This window comes from Pseudomonas sp. TH39(2020), assembly GCF_016650715.1.
GTDB lineage: Bacteria > Pseudomonadota > Gammaproteobacteria > Pseudomonadales > Pseudomonadaceae > Aquipseudomonas > Aquipseudomonas mandelii_C.
In genome coordinates this window covers 175,790-196,935 of record NZ_JAEKFF010000005.1, presented here as the reverse complement: position 1 = coordinate 196,935, position 21,146 = coordinate 175,790, and the positions used below count along the sequence as shown (strand labels likewise).

Annotated in this window: 19 protein-coding genes and 2 pseudogenes; 7 read left to right on the top strand and 14 right to left on the bottom strand. The window is 59.6% G+C overall.

Going from position 1 to position 21,146, the window contains the following annotated elements; translation table 11 throughout:
- Positions 1-9: 9 nt before the first annotated feature.
- The 6 genes and pseudogenes from JFU47_RS05870 to JFU47_RS05845 all read right to left on the bottom strand — a co-directional run.
- Positions 10-1,362 (bottom strand): ATP-binding protein, encoded by a 1,353-nt coding sequence (locus JFU47_RS05870; protein ID WP_201181764.1) that lies wholly within the window; start codon positions 1,360-1,362, stop codon positions 10-12.
- Entirely contained in the window at positions 1,338-2,003 is a 666-nt protein-coding gene (locus JFU47_RS05865; RefSeq protein ID WP_123368120.1) for a response regulator, read from the bottom strand. Before JFU47_RS05865 ends, JFU47_RS05870 begins: the two co-directional genes overlap by 25 nt.
- A 105-nt stretch (positions 2,004-2,108) precedes the next feature.
- On the bottom strand, positions 2,109-2,546 hold the full coding sequence (locus JFU47_RS05860; protein WP_140684033.1) for a hypothetical protein: 438 nt from the start codon (positions 2,544-2,546) through the stop codon (positions 2,109-2,111).
- Positions 2,547-2,573: 27 nt separating this feature from the next.
- Positions 2,574-3,338, bottom strand: coding sequence for a COG4705 family protein (locus tag JFU47_RS05855; RefSeq protein ID WP_140684035.1), 765 nt, complete (start codon positions 3,336-3,338; stop codon positions 2,574-2,576).
- Positions 3,339-3,482: 144 nt separating this feature from the next.
- Positions 3,483-4,145: a flavin reductase family protein gene (locus JFU47_RS05850; protein WP_140684037.1), complete on the bottom strand. Its 663-nt coding sequence runs from the start codon at positions 4,143-4,145 to the stop codon at positions 3,483-3,485.
- Positions 4,146-4,157: 12 nt separating this feature from the next.
- Positions 4,158-4,493 (bottom strand): annotated as a pseudogene (locus tag JFU47_RS05845) (N-ethylammeline chlorohydrolase); the annotation flags it as partial.
- 16 nt (positions 4,494-4,509) lie between these two features.
- On the opposite strand from JFU47_RS05845, the pseudogene JFU47_RS33505 reads away from it, so the two are divergent.
- The 3 genes and pseudogenes from JFU47_RS33505 to uvrA all read left to right on the top strand — a co-directional run.
- Positions 4,510-4,584 (top strand): annotated as a pseudogene (locus JFU47_RS33505) (GntR family transcriptional regulator); the annotation flags it as partial.
- Between the two features lie 321 nt (positions 4,585-4,905).
- Positions 4,906-7,017, top strand: a complete 2,112-nt coding sequence (locus tag JFU47_RS05840) for a hybrid sensor histidine kinase/response regulator (protein WP_201181762.1) — start codon at positions 4,906-4,908, stop codon at positions 7,015-7,017.
- Between the two features lie 161 nt (positions 7,018-7,178).
- On the top strand, positions 7,179-9,803 hold the full coding sequence (uvrA, locus tag JFU47_RS05835) for an excinuclease ABC subunit UvrA (RefSeq protein ID WP_201181760.1): 2,625 nt from the start codon (positions 7,179-7,181) through the stop codon (positions 9,801-9,803).
- Between the two features lie 104 nt (positions 9,804-9,907).
- On the opposite strand, the gene JFU47_RS05830 is transcribed toward uvrA, so the two are convergent.
- Complete coding sequence (locus JFU47_RS05830; protein WP_201181758.1) at positions 9,908-11,410, bottom strand: response regulator; 1,503 nt, start codon at positions 11,408-11,410, stop codon at positions 9,908-9,910.
- A gap of 171 nt (positions 11,411-11,581) precedes the next feature.
- Here JFU47_RS05830 and JFU47_RS05825 point away from each other — a divergent pair, with 171 nt between their 5' ends.
- Positions 11,582-11,770: a hypothetical protein gene (locus JFU47_RS05825; protein WP_201181756.1), complete on the top strand. Its 189-nt coding sequence runs from the start codon at positions 11,582-11,584 to the stop codon at positions 11,768-11,770.
- 48 nt (positions 11,771-11,818) lie between these two features.
- Here the strand turns inward: JFU47_RS05825 and JFU47_RS05820 are convergent, their stop codons facing one another.
- Positions 11,819-12,340: a DUF4142 domain-containing protein gene (locus JFU47_RS05820; RefSeq protein ID WP_201181754.1), complete on the bottom strand. Its 522-nt coding sequence runs from the start codon at positions 12,338-12,340 to the stop codon at positions 11,819-11,821.
- A gap of 217 nt (positions 12,341-12,557) precedes the next feature.
- On the opposite strand from JFU47_RS05820, the gene JFU47_RS05815 reads away from it, so the two are divergent.
- Positions 12,558-12,800 carry a DUF465 domain-containing protein gene (locus JFU47_RS05815; protein WP_076030754.1) on the top strand — a complete coding sequence of 81 codons (243 nt, stop codon included), beginning with the start codon at positions 12,558-12,560 and terminating at the stop codon, positions 12,798-12,800.
- 110 nt (positions 12,801-12,910) lie between these two features.
- Positions 12,911-13,150, top strand: coding sequence for a hypothetical protein (locus tag JFU47_RS05810; RefSeq protein ID WP_201181752.1), 240 nt, complete (start codon positions 12,911-12,913; stop codon positions 13,148-13,150).
- 18 nt (positions 13,151-13,168) lie between these two features.
- Here the strand turns inward: JFU47_RS05810 and JFU47_RS05805 are convergent, their stop codons facing one another.
- The 6 genes from JFU47_RS05805 to JFU47_RS05780 form a co-directional block, all read right to left on the bottom strand.
- The gene (locus JFU47_RS05805) at positions 13,169-14,257 is read right to left on the bottom strand and encodes an SMP-30/gluconolactonase/LRE family protein (RefSeq protein WP_201181750.1); all 1,089 of its coding nucleotides are present in this window, start codon (positions 14,255-14,257) and stop codon (positions 13,169-13,171) included.
- Positions 14,254-15,399 (bottom strand): SRPBCC family protein, encoded by a 1,146-nt coding sequence (locus JFU47_RS05800; protein WP_201181748.1) that lies wholly within the window; start codon positions 15,397-15,399, stop codon positions 14,254-14,256. Before JFU47_RS05800 ends, JFU47_RS05805 begins: the two co-directional genes overlap by 4 nt.
- A 106-nt stretch (positions 15,400-15,505) precedes the next feature.
- Positions 15,506-16,369, bottom strand: coding sequence for a LysR family transcriptional regulator (locus JFU47_RS05795; protein WP_008154980.1), 864 nt, complete (start codon positions 16,367-16,369; stop codon positions 15,506-15,508).
- A 234-nt stretch (positions 16,370-16,603) separates the two neighbouring features.
- On the bottom strand, positions 16,604-18,451 hold the full coding sequence (locus JFU47_RS05790; protein ID WP_201182271.1) for an amidohydrolase: 1,848 nt from the start codon (positions 18,449-18,451) through the stop codon (positions 16,604-16,606).
- A gap of 307 nt (positions 18,452-18,758) precedes the next feature.
- The gene (locus tag JFU47_RS05785) at positions 18,759-19,073 is read right to left on the bottom strand and encodes an SCP2 sterol-binding domain-containing protein (protein ID WP_008015934.1); all 315 of its coding nucleotides are present in this window, start codon (positions 19,071-19,073) and stop codon (positions 18,759-18,761) included.
- Positions 19,074-19,137: 64 nt separating this feature from the next.
- The gene (locus tag JFU47_RS05780) at positions 19,138-19,848 is read right to left on the bottom strand and encodes a histidine phosphatase family protein (RefSeq protein ID WP_140684067.1); all 711 of its coding nucleotides are present in this window, start codon (positions 19,846-19,848) and stop codon (positions 19,138-19,140) included.
- Between the two features lie 203 nt (positions 19,849-20,051).
- Between JFU47_RS05780 and sohB the strand changes: the two genes are divergently transcribed.
- Positions 20,052-21,074, top strand: coding sequence for a protease SohB (sohB, locus tag JFU47_RS05775; protein WP_140682692.1), 1,023 nt, complete (start codon positions 20,052-20,054; stop codon positions 21,072-21,074).
- Positions 21,075-21,146 lie beyond the last annotated feature (72 nt).

Below are 21,146 nucleotides of genomic sequence, written 5' to 3'. Positions count from 1 at the left end.
TTCAGCGAATCACCTGGCTCTTTTTAACCGGACCGAAACACACAATCCGCTCTTGTTAATCTGATCCGAAAAACTCAATCGCAGGTGTGCCCCCATACGATCAGCGATCGCTTTGACGATAGCTAATCCCAGCCCGGAGCCTGCTTCATTGGTCCCCAGACTGCGGTAAAACGGATCGAACACCAGCAATTGTTCTTCTGCGCTGATACCCGGACCTGAGTCCTTGACTTCAAGGATCACCGTTTCGCCCGTCAACTCGACCGCCAGGTCAACTCGTCCGCCAACGGGGGTATAACGGATCGCGTTGTCCACCAGATTCCTGACCAGGATCAAGAGATCCATCTCGTTACCAACGACCTGCACGTCTTCGAAGCTTTCGACTCCGATATCGATGTGTCGGTGCTCTGCCAGCGGCAGTAAGTCCTCAAGTACCCATCGATAGATTTCATGGACTGAAACGGATGTCTGTGAACGATCCGAGCTCGATTGTGCTGCTGCCAGGGCCAGCAGTTGATCGATTAATTTTCTGCTGCGTTCAATTCCCCCGGTCAATGGCAACAAACGCTCATGGGCCGCTGCCGACATTTCTATGGCCGACAGTCGCTCGGCTTGTAGTGACAGGGCTGTCATCGGGGAACGCAGTTCGTGGGCTGCGTCGGCAATGAAGCGACGCTGGGCTTCCATGGATTGCGCGACGCGCGTCAACAATCGATTGATTGCCACGACGAAAGGTCGGATCTCGGTTGGCAGGTGGTTATCGTCGATAGGGTGCAGCGCCTGCTCGTCGCGCTGATCGATTTCGTCCGAAAGGGTTGCTATGGGACGAAACAGTTTGCGCACCAGATCACTTACCACCAGCAACAGCACCGGAAACAGAATGAGAAACGGCAACAGGCTGCGCCAGGCACTCTTTCTTGCCTCTTTTTCACGCACGTCTGCTTCTTGGGCGACAACGATGCGTTCGCCGCTGGCTGTTGTTCTCACCAGCACGCGAAAATTTTCGCCTGCGACGCTCAAAGTCGAGAAGCCATCGGCCAGTCCGGTCGGGAAGGGCAGCGGCGTTGTTGCGTCATCACTGCCATTCGCTTTAGTGCTATCGGCCAGGTATTGGACGATAACCCTGGACTCTTCGTCGTCGCCGGCTACCTGCTCCACCACAGGGTAGTGCAAGGTCATCTTTTGCCGATCAAAAAGGATGGCCACTTGACGCAGGGTCTCGTCCTGCATTTCGTGCGTCTCGTTGATCGCAGAGAAAAAAGCGAAAAAACCTGCCAGTACCGCCACGATTAGGATGGCCAGCGACAGCGTTACAGACAAACGTACCTGCACCGAGTCATTCAAGCGCTCTTTGAAACCATCCATCCCATACCCCTGACATTCTTGATGATGTGGTTTCCCAGTTTTCGCCGCAGCGCATGAATCAGAAACTCCACCGCGTTGCTTTCCACCTCATTGCCCCAGCCGTAAATTCGCTCTTCGAGTTCGCTGCGGGAGAGAATGGCACCCGGCCGGATCAACAGGGCCTGTAGCAGCGCGAACTCACGACTGGAAAGCTGAACATCGGGGGTTTCGGCGGTGCTGGCTTGTTTGGAGAGAAGATCCAGCGACACCACGCCGTTGTCCAGCCGTGACTGGGCGCTGCCGCCTTTACGGCGCAACACCGCGCGGATACGAGCTAGCAGCTCCGCCATGGCGAAGGGTTTAAGCAAGAAATCGTCAGCACCGCCGTCGAGGCCGCGCAGGCGGTCATCGAGACCATCTCTCGCGGTGATGACCAGCAGCGGTACCGGGTTGTTGCGGCCGCGTATGCCATCGAGCACATCGAGCCCGTCTTTGCCGGGCAATCCGAGATCCAGCAACACCAGGTCATAGACATGGGTTTCCAGTGCCGCAAGGGCGATGAGTCCGTTTTTGACCCAATCGGTGGCGTAGCTTGCATCGTTCAGCGCGCCCTGGATGGCGTCACCAATCATCGAGTCATCTTCGACCAGCAAGATTCGCATGTACGGCTCCGAAAAAAAGCGCGACGGTCATGACCGTCGCGCCTGTATTGAAGCACCTGAGCCGGCGTTTGTCCGCCAGCGGATGAGTGCATGTGCGACGGTTGGTCACTGTTTGCCTTTCATCGAATCGAAAGCTTTCAGCAGATCATCCATTGTTGCCTTGCAATCGCCCTGCTTTGGTGTGCTGGCACGCAGGGCATCGAGTGCCCGGTCAATGGCTTTGTCCAGCACATGCCAGTCACTGGCGGCACGGGGTTTGATGCCGGCTTCGGCAGAGTCCCAAGACGTTTCCAGATCCTTGATGCGGGTTTTCGCGCCGGGCAGGTCGCCTTTATCGACGAGCGCGGCGACATCCGCTGCGATGGCACGGAACTGGGACAAATCACCCAGTTTTGAACCGGTCTGTGCAGATGCGCTTACCGAAGTGGCCGGTGTGCCTGCACCGGGTTTGTCGGCAGGTTTCGAGCAGCCAGCGGCGACGCTGAGCAAAAAGATCGACGAAACGAAGGCAATGTGGCGAAGGACATTTTGAAGTGGGCGCATGACAATCCTTGATTGGCTTTTGAAGGGTTACTGAGTGACGGTTTTACGGTTGACTACGTTGAATTGAGCAACCGCGACCAAAAGCATAATGACGCACAGGAAAATGGCGCTCGTCCACGCGGCTCCCATGCCGAGGCCACCATAGGTTTTAGCCTGGGTCAGCAAATCGCCGAGAGAGGCACCAAACGGACGGGTCAGGATGTAGGCCAGCCAAAAGGTCAGCACCACATTGCCGCCTAAGCGCCAAGCCACCAGCGTTGTGGCGATAAGCGCACCGAAAATCACCACGCCAAGGGTGAAGCCCAGGCCCAGCGCTTCAGTGGCCAGGTCGCCCGCTGCAGTCCCGAGGGCAAAGGTACAAAGCACGGTCGCCCAGTAGAAAAGCTCCCGTCGCGGGGTAACGATTTCGCGGATCGACAGGTTGTGCTCCACCCCGTACCAGACCAGGAAGTTGATCGCCAGCAGAACAGCGAAGACCGCCGTGCTGGTGTACAAGCTGATGTCGAGCATGTCGGTCATGATGTCGGTGATCTGTGTCCCGACAATGCTGACCAACACCACGGTTAACCAGTAGATCCAGGGTGAATAGGCTTTGGTACGCAGTTGAAAAAACAACGCTAGCGCCAGCAAGACGGCCATACCGATGCTCGTCCAACCAGCGCCAAAACCAGCATCCACGGCCAGAAAGTCCGCGCCGGTTTCACCCACAGTTGTCGATAGAATCTTGATAACCCAGAATGACAGCGTCACCTCGGGCACTTTGTTGAGCCATCCGGCTTTTTCGAGATTCATGTGCTGGTAGCCTCTCCTGATCTGCGCTGAACTTGCGTAGAGGGAGAAGATACGTCGCTAAACTTAGCTGAGACTGAGGGGCGGTGATGCGAATGCCACAATTCCCTGGGGCAAGCCGCCTGCCACGGTGAGTGTGAGGCTGTTCTATTTGGTGTCAGGCCAAAACCGCTGCCCACCCCCCGGCGCCTCCGTCCACGCCTGCAACGACCGTGTCGGCAAATCGAAATAATCCCGCGTGCGCGCATACCCATGCCCACCCATCCGGCCAATTGCATCGAGCCCGAGCTGATCGATATACAGGGTTTTCGGGTCGATCAATTCATCCCGCACATGCGCCATCAGTACTTCGCCAAAGATGATCTCCCGGGACTGTCCGATGGACAGCGCCATCATCCGTCGACATTCCAACGCCACCGGGGCTTCGCCGATCCTTGGGCATTTGACCGTGGTGCCGGGAATGGCCGTGAGGCCGGCGGCCGTCAGCTCGTCGAAACCAGGGGCGAACGGCACGGCGCAGACGTTCATGGCTTCCACCAGAGCATCGCTGACGATGTTGACGGTGAATTCCTGGTTGAGCTGGATATTGCGCGTGGTGTCCTTGGGGCTTTGGTCGCCGTAGTTTTCCACGCCCAACGCGAGGATCGGCGGGTCGGCCGAGAGGGCGTTGAAGAAGCTGAAGGGCGCGGCGTTGATCCGGCCTTCGCCGTCGATGGTGGTGACCAGGGCAATCGGCCGTGGCACCACGCTGCCAATCAGAATCTTGTATTTGTCTCGCGGGCTCAATTGGCTGAAGTCGAAGCTTTGCATGGGCAGAATTCTCTAAAGAAGGGGATCAATCGCGCTCAGCGGCGCGTGCGCGCTGTAGTCGTCAGCGAACGGGATGGCCGGTTTGAACAGGCCTTTCCAGTCCGGTTGGCCAAAGGCCCGGTCGCTGTGGCTGCGCATCAGTTTTTCGAATTGTTGTTGGGCCTGGCGTTGCAGGGCGGGGTAGTCGACGCCTTGAACCTGACCGTCCTGCATGATGCAGCGGCCGTTGATGTAGCTGGCGATGCAGTCGTCACCGCGCCCGGCCAAGACCAGGTTTTTCAGTGGATCGAACAGCGGTCTCAGGTGCAGACCGCGAAGGTTGAACACCGTGATGTCGGCCTTGGCGCCGGTAAGTCCGCAGCCCCAACTCGGCATTCTCGACGTCGCCGCCACACTGAAAACCGGCTACCACCCGCTCAAGCACCTGATCGAGGTGTAGCCACGCTGAAACCGTGTAGCAGCTGCCGAACTGCGCGAGGCTGCGTTCGGCTGCGGAGCAGTCGTGAAATCAAACACCTCGGTGTGTCAGGACAATCTCGGATGCAGGGTTTACGACTGCTTCGCAGCCGAACGCAGCCTCGCAGGCTCGACAGCTGCTACAAAGCCCTCAGGGCAAACCCACAAAAATCTGCAAATCAAGAATCAGCTAACCTCTATGAAACCATTGGCGACTGCGATGCTCGAAACAAACGGGCACGCACCGTCCTCATGCCGTTGCGATCCCTTAAGCCAGTCATCTACAGGGATACAGAGTCAGTCGATGCAGTTTCTAGACGATAGCCATGGGTGTGCAGGCTGGAACGGTGAAATGGCCGGGCGCATCCGCGCGTTCGACTGGAGCCTCACTGAGCTTGGGAACATGGACACCTGGCCCAGAAGCCTGTGCAGCGCGGTGCTGTTGATGCTTGCGTCCCCACTGCCGATGGTGATGCTGTGGGGACGACCGGGTTACATGATCTATAACGATGCGTACTCGAAGTTTGCCGGTGGCCGCCATCCTTACCTGCTGGGCTCCCCGGTGGAACTGGGCTGGCCGGAAGTCGCCGAATTCAATCGGCATGTGGTCGACACCTGCCTGGCCGGCGGCACGCTGTCCTATCGCAACAAAGAGCTTGTGCTTTTGAGGGACGGCATACCCGAAGACGTCTGGCTGGACCTCTATTACAGCCCCGTGGCGGATGATGACGGGAAACCGGCCGGGGTCATGGCGATGGTGGTCGAGACCACCGAGCATGTGATTTCCGAACGCCGCCGTCAGGCCGCCGAGGACGCCTATCACGCCGACAACGAACGGGTGCGCCTGGCGCTCAATGCCGGGGCTTTGCTCGGCTCGTTCGTCTGGGACATCAAGGGCAATGCGCTCTCCGGTGACGAGCGTTTCGCCCGCACCTTTTCCTACCCGCCGGAGCAAAACCTGGCCGATCTGCCAACGGACATCGCCGAAGCACGGATCCATCCCGATGACCGCAGCTGGGTGCAGGAGCAGATCAATCAATCAGTGGAAACCGGCGAACCCTTTAACGCCGAGTATCGGGTCCTGCGCCCGGATGGCAGTTATCTGTGGGTGCAGGCGAGTGGTGGCTGCGAGTTCAATGAGCAGGGCGAACCGTTCCGTTTCCCCGGGGTGTTGATCGATATCCACGAACGCAAGACCGCCGAAGAATCCTTGCTCAAGTTCACCCGCAACCTGGAGCAACGCGTTGCCGACGAAGTCGAAGCGCGGCTGGCCGCTGAAGAACAACTGCGTCAATCGCAGAAACTCGAAGCCATCGGCGGCCTCACCGGTGGCGTGGCCCATGACTTCAACAACCTGTTGCAGGTGATCGCCGGCAACCTGCACTTGTTGGCGCGGCAGGAGCCGGACAACGCCAACGTGCAGCGCCGGGTCAGCGCTTCGATTGCCGCGGTCGAACGTGGCGCCAAGCTGTCTTCGCAATTGCTCGCGTTCGCCCGTCGTCAGCCCTTGTCGCCAGCGGTCTGCGATCTGCGGCAGGTCTTCGATGGGCTCGGGGAATTGTTACAGCGAGCGCTGGGGGAAACCATCCAGATCAATGTCAGCGCGGCCGAAGCCCTTTGGCACATCTACGTGGACCGCAATCAACTGGAAAACGCCATCCTCAATTTGGCGATCAATGCCCGTGATGCCATGAACGGCGAGGGAACCATTGACCTGAGCGCCGAGAACATTGCCCTTGATAGCAAGTTTTGTGCAGGCAGGGGCATCGTCGCCGGCAACTATGTCTGTGTAGCGGTGGCTGACAAGGGGGTCGGCATGTCGCCGCAGGTACTCGCACAGGCGTTCGAACCGTTTTTTACCACCAAGGCCGATGGTCAAGGCACGGGTCTGGGCCTGAGCATGGTGTTCGGTTTCGTCAAGCAGAGTGGCGGGCACATCGAGATTTCCAGCGTGGTCGGGCAGGGCACTCGTGTGCAGCTGTATTTCCCTCGCAGCCTGCGCCCGATGCTCAACGAAACGACACGCCATGACCCGCACCAGCGAGGCGGACACGAAACCATTCTGGTGGTCGAGGACAACGAGGCGGTGCGCAGCTCCGCAGTGGAGTTACTGAGCGAAGAAGGTTATCAAGTGCTGACGGCGGCCAACGGTGACGTCGCGATGCAGATGTTGCTGGATGGTGCCGTGGTAGACCTGATTTTCACCGACGTGGTCATGCCCGGCCTGATCAAAAGCTCGGACCTGGCCGCCTGGGCCAAGGTGCAGACGCCGGCGGTGGCCGTGCTGTTCACCTCGGGCCACACCCGTGACATTATTTCGCGCAATCACCAGCTCAGCCCGGATACCTATTTGCTGAGCAAACCCTATGGCCCCGAGGCGCTGACCCAAATGGTTCGCACCGTCCTCAATGGCTGACCTGATTGATCGTTCCCACGCTCCGCGTGGGAATGCAGCCCGGGACGCTCCGCGTCCCTTTCGCGAGCTGGAACGCGGAGCGTCCCAAGAGGCATTCCCACGCGGAGCGTGGGAACGATCATGCGTCAGTACTCTTTCCGCTATCTAACCAAGGCTGGTCCATGACTTCCAATCCTCCCTCCAGCATGGTCAGGGTGCGCGGCGCCCGGGAACACAATCTCAAAAACGTCGATGTCGACATCCCCCGGGATGCCCTGGTGGTGTTCACTGGCGTGTCCGGTTCGGGGAAGTCGTCGCTGGCGTTCTCGACCCTCTACGCCGAAGCGCAACGCCGCTATTTTGAATCCGTGGCGCCTTATGCGCGGCGCCTGATCGATCAGGTCGGGGTGCCGGACGTCGACTCCATCGAAGGCTTGCCGCCGGCGGTGGCCTTGCAACAACAACGAGGTACGCCGAGCACGCGCTCTTCGGTGGGCAGTGTGACGACGTTGTCGAGCCTGATCCGCATGCTGTATTCCCGGGCCGGCAGTTATCCGCCGGGACAGCCAATGCTCTATGCGGAAGACTTTTCGCCCAACACGCCCCAGGGCGCGTGTCCCGAGTGTCATGGATTGGGGCGGGTGTATGAAGTCACCGAAGCGTTGATGGTCCCGGACCCGAGCCTGACCATTCGCCAGCGCGCGGTCGCCTCCTGGCCCACCGCCTGGCAGGGACAGAACCTTCGCGACATCCTGGTGACGATGGGTTACGACGTCGACAAACCCTGGCGCGATCTGCCGAAAAAACTGCGCGACTGGATTCTCTTCACCGAAGAAACACCCACGGTGCCGGTGTATGCCGGGCTCACCCCCGAAGAAACCAGAGTCGCGCTCAAACGCAAAATGGAACCGAGTTACCAGGGCACGTTCACCGGCGCCAGGCGCTACATCCTGCACACCTTCAGCCATTCCCAAAGCGCGCTGATGAAGAAGCGCGTCTCGCAATTCATGCTCGGCAGCCCGTGCCCGTTGTGCGACGGCAAACGGCTCAAGCGCGAGGCGTTGTCGGTGACCTTTGCCGGTTACGACATCGGCGAACTGTCGCAGATGCCGTTGTTGCAAGTGGCCGAAGTCTTGAAACCAGTGGCCGCTCACAGCTACCTCGAACAGGCCGAGGCGGCGGGCGAAGTATTGACGCACGACCAGACCCGCGAAGCCCGCGAGCAACGAGTGGCCCACGGCGCCAGTGCTCACGCCAACGCGCCGGATGTACGCCACACACCGAACCTGTCAGTGGAGAAACGCCTGGCCGCGCAGCGGATCGCTCAGGATTTGTTGGAACGGGTCAGCACGTTGACCGATCTGGGGCTCGGTTATCTGGCGCTGGATCGCAGCACGCCGACGCTGTCGTCCGGCGAGTTGCAGCGTCTGCGCCTGGCGACGCAATTGGGCTCGCAGCTGTTCGGCGTGATCTACGTGCTGGATGAACCGTCGGCCGGATTGCACCCGGCGGATGGCGAAGCATTGTTCGAAGCGCTGCAACGCCTGAAGGCTGCCGGCAACACCTTGTTCGTGGTCGAACATGACCTGGAAACCATGCGTCGCGCCGACTGGCTGATCGACGTTGGCCCAGCGGCCGGCGAGCATGGCGGCCAAGTCCTGTACAGCGGACCACCGCCAGGGTTGGCGCAGGTGACGAATTCGCAGACGCGCGCTTATCTGTTCGCCGAGCAGGTCACTCAGCCCCAAGCCAGCCGCAAGGCGACCGATTGGCTGCGGCTGGAAGGCATCACTCGCAATAACCTGAAGAACCTCAGCGTCGAGTTTCCGCTGGGCTGTTTTACCGCGGTGACCGGCGTCTCCGGTTCCGGTAAATCGAGCCTGGTCAGTCAGGCGCTGCTGGAACTGGTGGGCGCGCATCTCGGGCGCGCGGCAAGTGACAGCGAGACGCAAGAGTTGAGCCTGGAGGATGACGCACCGCAAATGAGCGGCGGTCAAGTCACGGCGGGGCTGGAATCGATCAAGCGCCTGGTGCAAGTTGATCAGAAACCCATTGGCCGCACACCGCGCTCGAACCTGGCGACTTACACCGGGCTGTTCGACAACGTGCGCAAACTGTACGCCGCCACCCCCGAGGCACAGGCCGAGGGGTACGACGCAGGCCAGTTTTCATTCAACGTCGCCAAGGGCCGTTGCCCGACGTGCGAAGGTGAAGGCTTTGTCAGCGTCGAATTGCTGTTCATGCCCAGCGTCTATGCACCGTGCTCAACCTGCCACGGCGCGCGCTACAACCCCGAGACGCTGGCGATCATCTGGCAAGGCTTGAATATCGCCCAGGTGCTGCAGCTGACGGTGGACGAGGCGGTCACGGTGTTTGCCGAGCAACCGGGCATTCGCCGCTCACTGGAGGTGCTGCGCGATATCGGCCTGGGTTACCTGCGCCTCGGCCAGCCGGCGACCGAGCTGTCGGGCGGCGAAGCCCAGCGGATCAAACTGGCCACCGAGCTGCAACGCAATCAGCGGGGGGCAACGTTGTATGTGCTCGACGAGCCCACCACCGGATTGCACCCAAGGGATGTCGATCGCTTGCTCGAACAGTTGAATACGCTGGTGACGGCGGGGCATACGGTGATCGTCGTCGAACATGAAATGCGCGTGGTGGCGCAGAGTGACTGGGTGATCGACATCGGCCCAGGGGCGGGGGATCAGGGCGGGAAGATTGTCGTCAGTGGGACGCCGCAGAAAGTCGCCAAGAGCAAAAAGAGCCGGACGGCACCCTTTTTGGCCAGAGTCCTTGGCACTGCTTGAGTTCGTGGTGTTCTTGCGGGCCTCATCGCGGGCAAGCCCGCTCCCACAGGATTTGTGAACAACTCAGTTCCTGTGGGAGCGGGCTTGCCCGCGATGGCAATCTATCAGGCGCCGTCTAAAGTGCGCCGCACCTTGCCCAGCAGTTCATTGATCTGGAACGGCTTGATCAGCATCTCCATGCCATCGCCGAGGAACACCTGACGGTTGATTGCGGTTTCGGCATAACCGGTCATGAACAGGATCGGCAGCTTTTTGCGCCAGCTCCGTGCCACATCGGCCAGCTCGCGGCCGCTCATGCGCGGCAGTCCGACGTCCGTCAGCAGCAGGTCTATGGACTCATCGTTTTGCAGGCGCTCGAGGGCACCTTCGATGTCGCCCACCTGCGTGCAACGGTAACCGGCATCTACCAACACTTCGGCCACGAACATGCGCACCGACGGTGTGTCCTCGACGATCAACACATGTTCGCCGGCACCCTGATGATCGCCGGTGGCTGGCTCGGCTTCGCCGGCCGTGGGGTCAGAGCTGGCCGGCAGCATGTCCACGGGCCGGGTATCGAGTGGCTGTTGGCGCGCGAAGGCGAGCAGGCGATGGGTCAGGGACGCGGCACTCATGGCGGAGTTCAAGGCGGCTTCGGCGTAAAACTGAACCTTGTCGGTGCGTGAGGCGGCGATCCGTTTCTGAATCAGTTCCAGGCTGGTGATGATGCCGGTCAGCAAGTTATTGAAGTCGTGGGCGATGCCCCCGGTCAGCTTGCCCAGTGCATCCATTTTCTGCACTTGCAGCAGTTGAGCTTCGGTTCGCGCTCGCTCGGCGACTTCTTTGGCCAACTGGGTGGTGGCGTCGTCCAGCCGGGCCAGGTGCGAGCGTTCGCGGTGCCGGTGTTCAGTGACATCCTCGACAAACACCAGGCTCAGTTCCGGTGTGCGGTACGGCGAAATCTGCCACTCGGTTTCGCGAGTCTCGCCGTGGACCCGCATGCTCAGCGTGCCTTTCCAGCGCTCGCCATAGGCCAGGCGCAGGCGCAGTTCCTCGATGACGACGTCCTGATCCTCGGCAAAGCACTCGCGCAGGGTATCCGGGTTGAGGTTGTCCTGAATCAGCTGCGCGAAGGCATGGTTGCATTCATGCACCTTCAACTCGGCATCCAGCACCGCGATGGGCGCTGACACATTGACAAAGATCTCCCGAAACCGCGCCTCGCTTTCGCGCAGGGCATTTTCGGTATCACGCACCCGCAGCAAGGTGCGCAAGGTCGCGAGCAGTACATCCGGATCCACCGGGTGGATCAGGTAGGCATCGGCACCCGCATCCAGGCCGGTAATGATGTCGCCGGTCTGGATCGAGGCCGCCGAGACGTGAATCACCGGCAGCAGGGCGGTGGCGGGTTCGGCGCGCAGTTTGCGCACGATGTCGAAGCCGCTCATGTCCGGCAGATTGACGTCGAGGATCAGCGCGTCGATCGCCACGCTGTCGATCAGCTCCAGGCCCTCGGTGCCGGTGCCGGCTTCGAGCACTTCATAGCCGTGGTGTTCCAGGCGCCGGCTCAGGGCGGAGCGCGTGGCGATGTTGTCGTCGACGATCAGCAAACGGATGTCACGCTTCATCGACAGGCTCCAGAGCAATGACCAACAGCTGTACATGATCAACAAGTGTCCGTTCACTTGAGCATAGTCAAAGGGGCGGCGATCCATTCGATGGAACGTTGCTAGCCGGGCGGTTTCGAATCTTCAAGGCTCGACTGTTTCAGCCGCGCACATGTGATGAACGAGGTACTTATGCAAGATGACAGTGATCTTGAGGAAGAGGCGAAAACCGCTGAACCGGAAAGCGCAGACAAAGCGGTCGACCAGAAGCAACTCAACACCGATAACGACAATGAGTTCAGCCCCGGTTTCAAGCCGAATCCCGATCGGCCAAAACCCGGAGATGACACCGATGCCGACATCGACACCGATGGCGGCTAGTCAATTCGTGAAAAGGCCGCATCAATCGATGCGGCCTTTTTGTGGGCGTTATTTACTGGGGTGAGCAGCCTGGAGTTTTTTCGCCATATCCAGATGCTTCTCCAACGCCGGCAGCATTTTTTGCGCGAAACCTTTGAGCTCCGTGGCGCCTTTGGTTCTGTCGTCCGTCACGGTGTCGGCTTCTTTCTTGAACAGCTCAATGGTGTCTTCATGGGCCTTCACCTGATTGTTGGCGTAAGCCGCATCGAAGGATTCATCGCGTAAGTCGAGGATTTTCTCTTTCGCCTGTTTGACCAGCGTCGTGCTGTCCGGCACCTTGATGTCATGCTTTTTCGCCAGCGCCGCCAGTTCATCGTTGGCCTTGGAGTGGTCGGTGATCATCATGTTGGCGAATGCCTTGATGTCCGCCGATGAGCTTTTTTCCAGGGCCAGTCGGCTCGTTTCGACTTCCGCGATACCGCCCGCGGCCGCGCTGTCGACGAAGTCATTGGAAGTGGCAGCGAACGCCGCGCCCATGCTGGTGCTCAAGGCAACGGCCAACGTGAGGTGGCGCAGGGTAAATCCGTCCATTGGTTATTCTCCACACAGGTTTTCATGGGCGATCGATTGATCGTTAACGTGTGGATGCCGACGAGTGGACAAAGGTTTTATTGCGTTTGCGCCATGGCGACGAACGGGCACCGCTGGTCTGATAGGCGGTCGACAGAACCGGCTAACCAAGGCCATTCTGATAGTTGGTGAACGCTATTGATCGCGTTTGCCTCCGATCAACAAACGGAGGTGTTCCATGCCGGTGCCACACGACCTTTATCAGGATCTCAAACTTTCAAAGGAAGATATCCAGCAAAAACGCACCAAGGATCCATTACTGGATTCACTGATCAACAAGTATTCGCAGGCGGACGCCGAGGTCGTAAAGGCCGAAACCGCCAAATCGGATGCGCCCAGCGATGACGCATTGAAGAAACTCAAGGAGAAGCGCGTGCAGGTTAAGCAAAAGATCGTTGATCGGCTCCAGACGCCGTCCTGACGCGCCTTGTCTGGTCACCGACGATCGGTGACTGAAAAATTGGAACGGCGATAAATACCGGCACCTCGAATGAATAGAGTCCGAATTTACGGCTCCATGCGAGGTGCCTCATGAATCCAAAATTCCCCAGCGAAGAGCAGGGTGGCTACGACCCCATCCCGACACATCCCGAACCCCTGAGTCCAGGACGCACCACCCTCCATCCCGAAGACGAGCCGGGCATCGACGAACTGCCCGACAATGAAGGCGCGCGCCCGCTGGACGAGGATGACTCCACCGCCATGGACCCGGAAAGGGTGCTTGAGGAAACGGATAATGCGGTGCGCGATGGCGAGGTGGATCCGCGCTAAACCACGATCTTTTGATCTTTACTGCAGCGCGGTGCTCAACGGCAATCGCGCCATGTTTTTGGCCTTCAACGACCCGAAGTACAACCAATCGCCATACTCGCGAACGGTAGTGATCGGCGAGTAGTTGTCGCGGCTACCGTCCTGCAAGTTGGCGATGACTTTACCGTCCAGATCCAGCCCCAGCGCAAAGGCGCGTTTCTCCACCGGTTTAGGCAGGACAGTCATGGCTCGCACGATCATCTTGCGCACGAAGGGATGGGGCGCGGTGGCATCGAGCAGTGCGTTACGCGGTGCATAAAGTGCCACCCAGAAGCGGTCGCGACCATTGAACGCGAGGTTGTCCGGCAAGCCTGGCAGATTATCGATGAATAGATCATGGGTACCGGCTTTGGGCCCGCTCAGCCAGTAACGACTGATGCGATAGGCGCCCGTTTCGTTGACCAACACAAAGGCATCGTCCGGGCCCAGGGTCACGCCGTTGGCGAATTCCAGCTTATCCAGCAGGACCGCGGTTTTGCCGGTCTGGAAGTCATAACGCAGCAAGCGGCCATCGCCGCCGTGCTCGATGATCGCTTCGCCGTCACTGCCGTAGCCAAAGCGGCTGGAGGCATCACTGAAATAGGCGTAGTGCCCGGATTTGTCGATCGCCACATCGTCGGTGAAGCCGAAGGGCACGCCGTTGGCCGCCGTGGTCAATGGAATCAACCGGCCCTGGGCATCCAGTGACAGCAAGCCCTTGACCCCGTCGGCAATCACCAGCAGACCATTGGGATGGCGGGCCAGGCCCAAGGGTCTACCGCCCGTATCGGCCAGAACCTTGGTGACCTTGCCGTCGAGGCTGGTACGGATCAATCGGCCGTCATGCAAACCCGTGATGAGGACGTCTTCCTCCAGCAGCAACGCTTCCGGTCCGTCGATATCAGCGGCGCCGACGCGCTCCACGCCTTTGAGGCGCTGATTGTCGGCGTAGATGCCGCTGGTGAGGGAAGGCGCCGGTGGCGGTGTCCAGGCCACCGGTTGAACCTTGGTCGGCATCAGCAGCAGGAAGGCGCCGATGGCAACGATCACCAGCAACGCCACATGACGAAACTTGACGGTTCGACTCATGCGCTGACTCCTGCCGGGGCCAATTGTTTTTGCGCCATCTCGCGCAATGCCAGCATTGACGCTGCCGACTCACGATCGATGCGCCGCTTGAGCAGCAGTCGATTGGCAATGCGCATCACCAGGCCGCTGAACCGATACTCCAGGGTGCGGACGAAGCGTGTGCCGTCGCCCAAGGCCGCGCACTCGTAAGTCACCACTAAAGACAACCCGTGATCGTCATGGGCCCAGGCACTCCAGCGGCGTCCTGGCAGGTATTCGTTAACTTCCCAGTGCAAGTGGCCCTCACGCCCTCCCGCCTTGATGTCTTCCTCAAACCGCCCCCCGGCTTGCGCCGGACCGCTCTGGCCATCGACCTTGAGGGACGAAGGATGCCACTCCGGCCAACGGGTCACGGTGCTGGCGTAGGCGAGCACGTCAATCGGGTCTCCAGCAATGTCGATCTGATGCTGCATGCAGGTCATGGGCATTCTCGTCGGGTGCAGGTCGATCGGCTCCGGTTCCCAATAGAGGGTGCCGAACAGGTAGTCCATCAGCGGAAAAACGATATTGAAATTGCGTTCCTGCATCAGCTCACGACGGTGATGCAGTTCATGCAGGCGGCGCATCTGGCGGATCCACGGCAACCGTGTGACGGGATTCTCGGGTGGCAGGTGCTCGCAGGCATGGAACACTTCATAGGTCAGGTAGCCGAGGACCAGACAGCCGCCGAACAACCCGGCGACGTTGGCATCGAACTGCTCAAGCAGCCACCAGACGGGCAGGGTGATGACGACCGTGTGCAACACGATCAGCCAGGCTGGAAACAGAATCACCCGCCAGTCCCGGGCAGTGTCGTAGGTCATGTGGCCGGGGGCGAAAAAGCTGTGATGGTCGCCGGCATGGCGGGCATAGAACATCCGCGCGAAGTTCTTTTTGTGATGCCCCAAGTGCCGATGGACCAAGTACACGCCGAAGTTGAAAAACAACAACGTCAACGGCACTGCCAGCCATTCCAGTGGATGAACCTGATGCACGGTGCTCCAGAATCCGCCGATGGCCAGTAACCCGAAGAGCAGCACAAAAGCGCCGTGCAGCCATGGGTTGTAGAGCGGATGAATAGCAGCGCGGTAGCGGGTGCGGAAAGCTTCGGTGGTCTGCCTCACTGCAATCACCTGTAATTATTGTTATCTCCAGCAGATTAGACGATCCCGGCGTTTTGGCTGGCCAAACCTTGAGGACGCAACCGCTATGCTCCGGTGCAAGCCGGATTCAGGTCAGCGGGTTCCAGCGTTGCGACCAGTCATCGTCGGATTTGATCACTTCGCGCAGCAGGTCGAAGGCTTGTTGCAGGGTCGCCGAGTCGCGGTCGCGGGAGTAAACCAGATAGGTCGGGTAGCTGAATTCCGGGGCTTTGGGCACTTGCTCCAGCACACCGCTTTCCAGATAGCTCTGGACCACCCGGGTGCGGAAGTAGCCGCTGCCGCCGTTTTCCAGAATGTACTGCAAACCCAGTGGGCCGAGGTTGAAGCTCAACGCAGCTTTGGCTTTTTCCGGCAGGGCCGCATCGTGCTGACGGCGGAAGTCCGGGCCCCAGTCGATGTACACGTAGGGATCGGGTCTTGCGGCCAGGCGGATGAGGACCAGTTTTTCTTCCAGCACCTGCTCGACTTGCAGGCGTGGCCAATACTCGGGCTGGTAAACCAGCGCCGCATCCAGAACCCCCAGTTCCAGCTGGCGCAACAGGTTTTCACCGTCACGGATTTCCATGCGCAGGGCGTGGCTGGGGATCTTCTCGCGCAGTGCGCCGGCCCAGCTGAGCATCAGCGGGTTGCACAGACTGACCTCGCCACCGATGTGCAACACGTCGCGGTATCCCTCGGGCAACGGTAAGTCCCGTCGCGCCGCTTCCCAGGTTTCGACCAGTTGATTGGCGTAGACCACGAAGGCTTCACCGTTAGGCGTCAGGCGCGCACCGGCGCGATTGCGCACGAACAGCGTGCTGCCCAGTTGACTCTCGAGTTTCTGCACACGCGCAGTGATCGCGGTCTGGGTGACGTGAAGTTTTTCAGCCGCTGCGGCAAGGCTGCCGTGGCGGACGATTTCCAGAAAGGTGCGGGCGAGATCGATGTCCATGGGGCGGCCGGTACAGGAGGTGCAGGCATTGTAAACGGATACCGCCGGATCAGTTCATGTAGCAGCTGGCGAAGCCTGCGTTCGGCTGCGTAGCAGTCGTAAAATCGGCACATGCGGTGTGTCAGGAAGACCGTGCAGCAGGATTCACGACTGCTGAGCAGCCGAACGCAGCCTTCGGCAGCTGCTACAGGGATCGAGGAGCTGCCGCAGGCTGCGATCTTTTAGCGGCTCATTTCAAAACGCAAAACACGAACAACCAAACGCTCCCCAGAAACCGGCGAAATCACTGACCGGTGCGGACGACAGTCTCGCTCTCTCGTGACTATGCGCATGCACCGCGCAAGCCCCGACGCATTGATGAACTTGTGCCGTCAGCGGCGCCAGGGGTTTCCAATGGCCCGGTACTTTGGCAACGGGCGACCACTCAGGCACCACCGGAACTGGAGGCGGCCCGAGTTTTTCAAATTCGACGCTGCCGTAGACGATCTTGCCGTCGACGATGGTCAGGACCGATTCGATCCATTTGACGGCTTCATCCTCGATGTGGAAATAGTCCGCCGACAGCGCAATCAAGTCCGCCAATTGTCCGACCTTGATCTGTCCTTTTTTGCCTTGCTCGGAGGAAAACCAGGCGCTGCCGTGGGTGAAGAGTTCCAGCGCGGTATCGCGGCTCAAGCCTTGCGGGTACAGCGCCAGACCTCCGACGGTGCGACCGCTGACCAGCCAGTACAGCGAAGTCCAGGGGTTGTAGCTGGACACGCGCGTGGCATCGGTGCCGGCACCGACCGGAATGCCTTCGGCCAGCATACGAGCAATGGGCGGCGTGGCTTCGGCAGCCTTGGCACCGTAACGGTCGACGAAGTATTCGCCCTGGAATGCCATGCGGTCCTGGATCGCGATGCCACCGCCGAGGGCTTTGACCCGTTCGATGTTCTGCGGGGTGATGGTTTCGGCGTGGTCGAAAAACCACGGCAAACCGTCGAACGGAATGTCGCGATTGACCTTCTCGAACACGTCGAGCATGCGGCTGATGGATTCGTTGTACGTGGCGTGCAGACGGAACGGCCAGCGCTGCTCCACCAGATGGCGGACCACAGGTTCCAGTTCCTGTTCCATGGTTTGCGGCAGGTCTGGGCGGGGTTCGAGGAAGTCTTCGAAATCGGCCGCCGAGAACACCAGCATTTCCCCGGCACCGTTGTGTCGAAGAAAATCGTCGCCCTGACCGTAGTGGGAGGTGCTGGTCCAGTTTTTGAAGTCGGTCAGCTCTTCCTTGGGTTTTTGCGTGAACAGGTTGTAGGCGATACGCACCGTGAGTTGTTGGTCTTTGGCCAGTTGTTGGATGACTTGATAGTCGTCCGGATAATTCTGATAACCGCCGCCGGCATCGATGGCGCTGGTGACGCCGAGGCGATTGAGTTCGCGCATGAACTGACGGGTCGAGTTGACCTGGTATTCCAGCGGCAGTTTCGGCCCTTTGGCCAGGGTCGAGTAGAGAATCATCGCGTTGGGGCGGGCGATCAGCATGCCGGTCGGGTCGCCATTGCTATCGCGCTGGATTTCACCACCCGGCGGGTTCGGCGTGTCACGGGTATACCCGACTACCTTCAACGCGGCTCGGTTGAGCAGTGCACGATCATAGAGGTGCAGGACGAATACCGGGGTGTCTGGCGCGGCCTTGTTCAGTTCATCAATCGTCGGCAGGCGTTTTTCGGCGAACTGGAATTCGTTCCAGCCACCGACCACCCGCACCCATTGCGGCGTGGGTGTGCGATCGGCTTGATCCTTGAGCATGCGCAGCGCATCGACCAGTGAAGGGACGCCTTCCCAGCGCAGTTCGAGGTTGTAGTTGAGGCCACCACGAATCAGGTGCAGGTGCGAGTCGTTGAGACCGGGAATCACCGTGCGACCGTGCAGGTCGATAATCTGTGTGCCAGGGCCTTGCAGGGCCATGGCCTGGGCATCGCTGCCGACCACCACGAAGCGTCCATCCTTGATCGCGACGGCGCTGGCCTGGGGTTTTTTACGATCGACGGTGTGCAGGCGTCCGTTATACAGGATGAGGTCAGCGGGGGCGTCGGGCATGGTTTTACTCTCTGCGATTAGCGGGCTGATCCAGGCGCCGACGGCGCCTGCCGAAAGGCCTTGCAGTACACGACGGCGGTTGAATCCGTCGTGGTCGTCAGGTGGGCTCATGGGCAGTGCTCCGCACAAAGGCTCTTCATAAAAAAGCGAAGGCAAACAGCCGATGTCTGACGCATGCGGCCAGAAGGAATATAGACGGCAAATCCACAGGTAGCCGTTTTCCGATGGCGAAAAACGACGAATCCCGCCTCGAAGGGCGGGATTCGTTTGCAGCCAGACGTGCTCCCGAAGACCGGGAGCCGCTGTCTTAGCTCGGGAACAACTCGGACAGTTTCATGGCCAGCATCATGTCGCCTTCAGCGCGCAGTTTGCCGCCCATGAACGCTTGCATACCGTCAGTCGAACCGTCGACGATGCCTTCCAGGGTTTCGCCGTCCATGACCAGAGTCACCTGGGCGTCCGGGTTTTCGCCTTCCTGGAGCTCGCAGGTGCTGTCCTTGACGATCAGCGAGAAGTTCTTGGTGTCGTCGATGCGGAAACCGAATACCAGGTCCAGACCGGCAGCAGCGGCTGGGTTGAACTTGGCTTTCATTGCTTGTACGGCATCAGCTACGGAGGTCATGGTTCGATCCTTTCTTGGGTAATTAGAGCTGGGTGAATACAGCCAGGGTCACAATAGTCCGGACTCAGCGAAACGTGATGAGTTCCGGGGTCTTCAACAGTTGCAGGTGCGCATGACTGTTGAAAGAAGACAGAGCCACCTCACGACCGCGAAACTTCAGCAGGTTGAGCGAGGTGTTGACGATTTGCCAGTTCAGTTCAAACGCCTGCCTGGCAGGCATTTGCGTAATGAGATGGAGCAGGGCCGTGATGGTGCCGCCGGAGGTGAACACGGCGATTTTCTGGGTGTTGTCGGCGCTTTCGAGGATTCGCTGCAAACCGGCTTGTACCCGTTCGACAAACCCCAGCCAGCTTTCCAGGCCCGGTGTGTCATAGGTGCCGGCGAGCCAGCGTTCGATAATCAGGGCGAAGATTCGCTGGAACTCACCGCGGTTTTGCGCGGCATTGCGCAGGATGTGCAGCGCTTCGGGTTCGTCCGGTAACATGGCCGGCAGCAGCGCGCGGATCACCGCGTCGGCGTCAAACTCATTGAAAGCGGAATCGATTTCCAGGACGGGAACCGGCAGGCCTGCCGCAGCGAACTGTTCCAGTGCGCTATTGGCCGTGTGCTGCTGGCGGCGCAGATCGCCCGAGAGGCAGCGATCGAAGCTGATACCCAGCTCGGCGAGGTGCTGGCCGAGGACTTCTGCCTGGCGAACACCGGTCGGCGACAGGACGTCATAGTCGTCTGCACCAAAGGAGGCCTGGCCATGTCGAATCAAATAGATACTGCCCACGTCCGCTTCATCCCGCTACGTTGAAGGTTCGGCGAGGTTATGAGGATGACGGTGAGCTGTCAATGAAAAAACATACGCTTGTTTGAAATGCCCGTTACAGGCTGGTTGCCAAAGGTTTCACGGCTGGCCGCCGACGCGGCGCATGGGTATGCTGGAGGTATCCCGCGCGCGTTTATGCAGCGCATCGTATTAAAGGAGTCCCTGTGGAGTTTTTTGCCGAGTACGCAGTTTTTCTGGCTAAAACCGTGACACTGGTGATCGCCATCCTGGTGGTCCTGGCCAGTTTCGCGGCGTTGCGCAGCAAAGGTCGACGCAAGTCGACCGGCCAGTTGCAAGTCAGCAAACTCAATGATTTCTACAAAGGGCTGCGCGAACGCCTGGAGCAAACCTTGCTCGACAAGGACCAGCTCAAGGCCTTGCGCAAGGTCGAAGCTAAAACCGAGAAAAAGCAAAAGAAGAAAACCGAGGCCAAACCACGGGTGTTCGTGCTGGATTTCGATGGCGACATCAAGGCATCGGCGACTGAAAGCCTGCGCCATGAAATCACCGCGCTGCTGACCCTCGCCACGCCCAAGGATGAAGTAGTGCTGCGTCTGGAAAGCGGCGGTGGCATGGTTCACAGCTACGGCCTGGCGTCCTCGCAACTGGCGCGTATTCGTGATGCCGGTGTGCCGTTGACCGTGTGCATCGACAAGGTCGCGGCCAGCGGCGGCTACATGATGGCGTGCATCGGCGAGAAGATCATCAGCGCGCCGTTCGCGATCCTCGGCTCGATTGGCGTCGTGGCGCAGTTGCCTAACGTCAACCGCCTGCTGAAAAAGCACGACATCGACTTCGAAGTGCTGACCGCGGGCGAATACAAGCGCACCCTGACGGTGTTTGGCGAAAACACCGAGAAGGGCCGCGAGAAGTTCCAGGAAGACCTGGACATCACTCACCAGTTGTTCAAGAACTTCGTTTCGCGCTATCGCCCGCAACTGGCCATCGACGAAGTGGCCACCGGTGAAATCTGGCTCGGCGTCGCGGCGCTGGACAAGCAACTGGTGGACGAACTCAAGACCAGCGATGAATACCTCGCCGAGCGCGCCAAGAAGTCCGAGCTGTACCACTTGCACTACGCCGAACGCAAAAGCCTGCAGGAGCGCATCGGCATGGCGGCCAGCGGCTCGGTCGATCGTGTGCTGCTGAGCTGGTGGAGCCGGTTGACTCAGCAACGCTTCTGGTAAGCACCCTCGCGTAATCGTTTACGCCGGACACAAAAAAGCCCTGAACCGGATTTCCGATTCAGGGCTTTTTGT

Excerpts from the sequence above, each read along its gene's own strand:
- JFU47_RS05820 (WP_201181754.1), bottom strand. The coding sequence starts at position 12,340 with ATGGACGGATTTACCCTGCGCCACCTCACGTTGGCCGTTGCCTTGAGC.
- JFU47_RS05860 (WP_140684033.1), bottom strand. The coding sequence starts at position 2,546 with ATGCGCCCACTTCAAAATGTCCTTCGCCACATTGCCTTCGTTTCGTCG.
- JFU47_RS05825 (WP_201181756.1), top strand. The coding sequence starts at position 11,582 with ATGCAAGATGACAGTGATCTTGAGGAAGAGGCGAAAACCGCTGAACCG.
- JFU47_RS05865 (WP_123368120.1), bottom strand. The coding sequence starts at position 2,003 with ATGCGAATCTTGCTGGTCGAAGATGACTCGATGATTGGTGACGCCATC.
- JFU47_RS05855 (WP_140684035.1), bottom strand. The coding sequence starts at position 3,338 with ATGAATCTCGAAAAAGCCGGATGGCTCAACAAAGTGCCCGAGGTGACG.
- JFU47_RS05790 (WP_201182271.1), bottom strand. The coding sequence starts at position 18,451 with ATGCCCGACGCCCCCGCTGACCTCATCCTGTATAACGGACGCCTGCAC.
- JFU47_RS05795 (WP_008154980.1), bottom strand. The coding sequence starts at position 16,369 with ATGGACATCGATCTCGCCCGCACCTTTCTGGAAATCGTCCGCCACGGC.
- JFU47_RS05815 (WP_076030754.1), top strand. The coding sequence starts at position 12,558 with ATGCCGGTGCCACACGACCTTTATCAGGATCTCAAACTTTCAAAGGAA.
- uvrA (WP_201181760.1), top strand. The coding sequence starts at position 7,179 with ATGACTTCCAATCCTCCCTCCAGCATGGTCAGGGTGCGCGGCGCCCGG.
- JFU47_RS05785 (WP_008015934.1), bottom strand. The coding sequence starts at position 19,073 with ATGACCTCCGTAGCTGATGCCGTACAAGCAATGAAAGCCAAGTTCAAC.
- JFU47_RS05805 (WP_201181750.1), bottom strand. The coding sequence starts at position 14,257 with ATGAGTCGAACCGTCAAGTTTCGTCATGTGGCGTTGCTGGTGATCGTT.
- JFU47_RS05850 (WP_140684037.1), bottom strand. The coding sequence starts at position 4,145 with ATGCAAAGCTTCGACTTCAGCCAATTGAGCCCGCGAGACAAATACAAG.
- JFU47_RS05810 (WP_201181752.1), top strand. The coding sequence starts at position 12,911 with ATGAATCCAAAATTCCCCAGCGAAGAGCAGGGTGGCTACGACCCCATC.
- JFU47_RS05830 (WP_201181758.1), bottom strand. The coding sequence starts at position 11,410 with ATGAAGCGTGACATCCGTTTGCTGATCGTCGACGACAACATCGCCACG.
- JFU47_RS05870 (WP_201181764.1), bottom strand. The coding sequence starts at position 1,362 with ATGGATGGTTTCAAAGAGCGCTTGAATGACTCGGTGCAGGTACGTTTG.
- JFU47_RS05840 (WP_201181762.1), top strand. The coding sequence starts at position 4,906 with ATGCAGTTTCTAGACGATAGCCATGGGTGTGCAGGCTGGAACGGTGAA.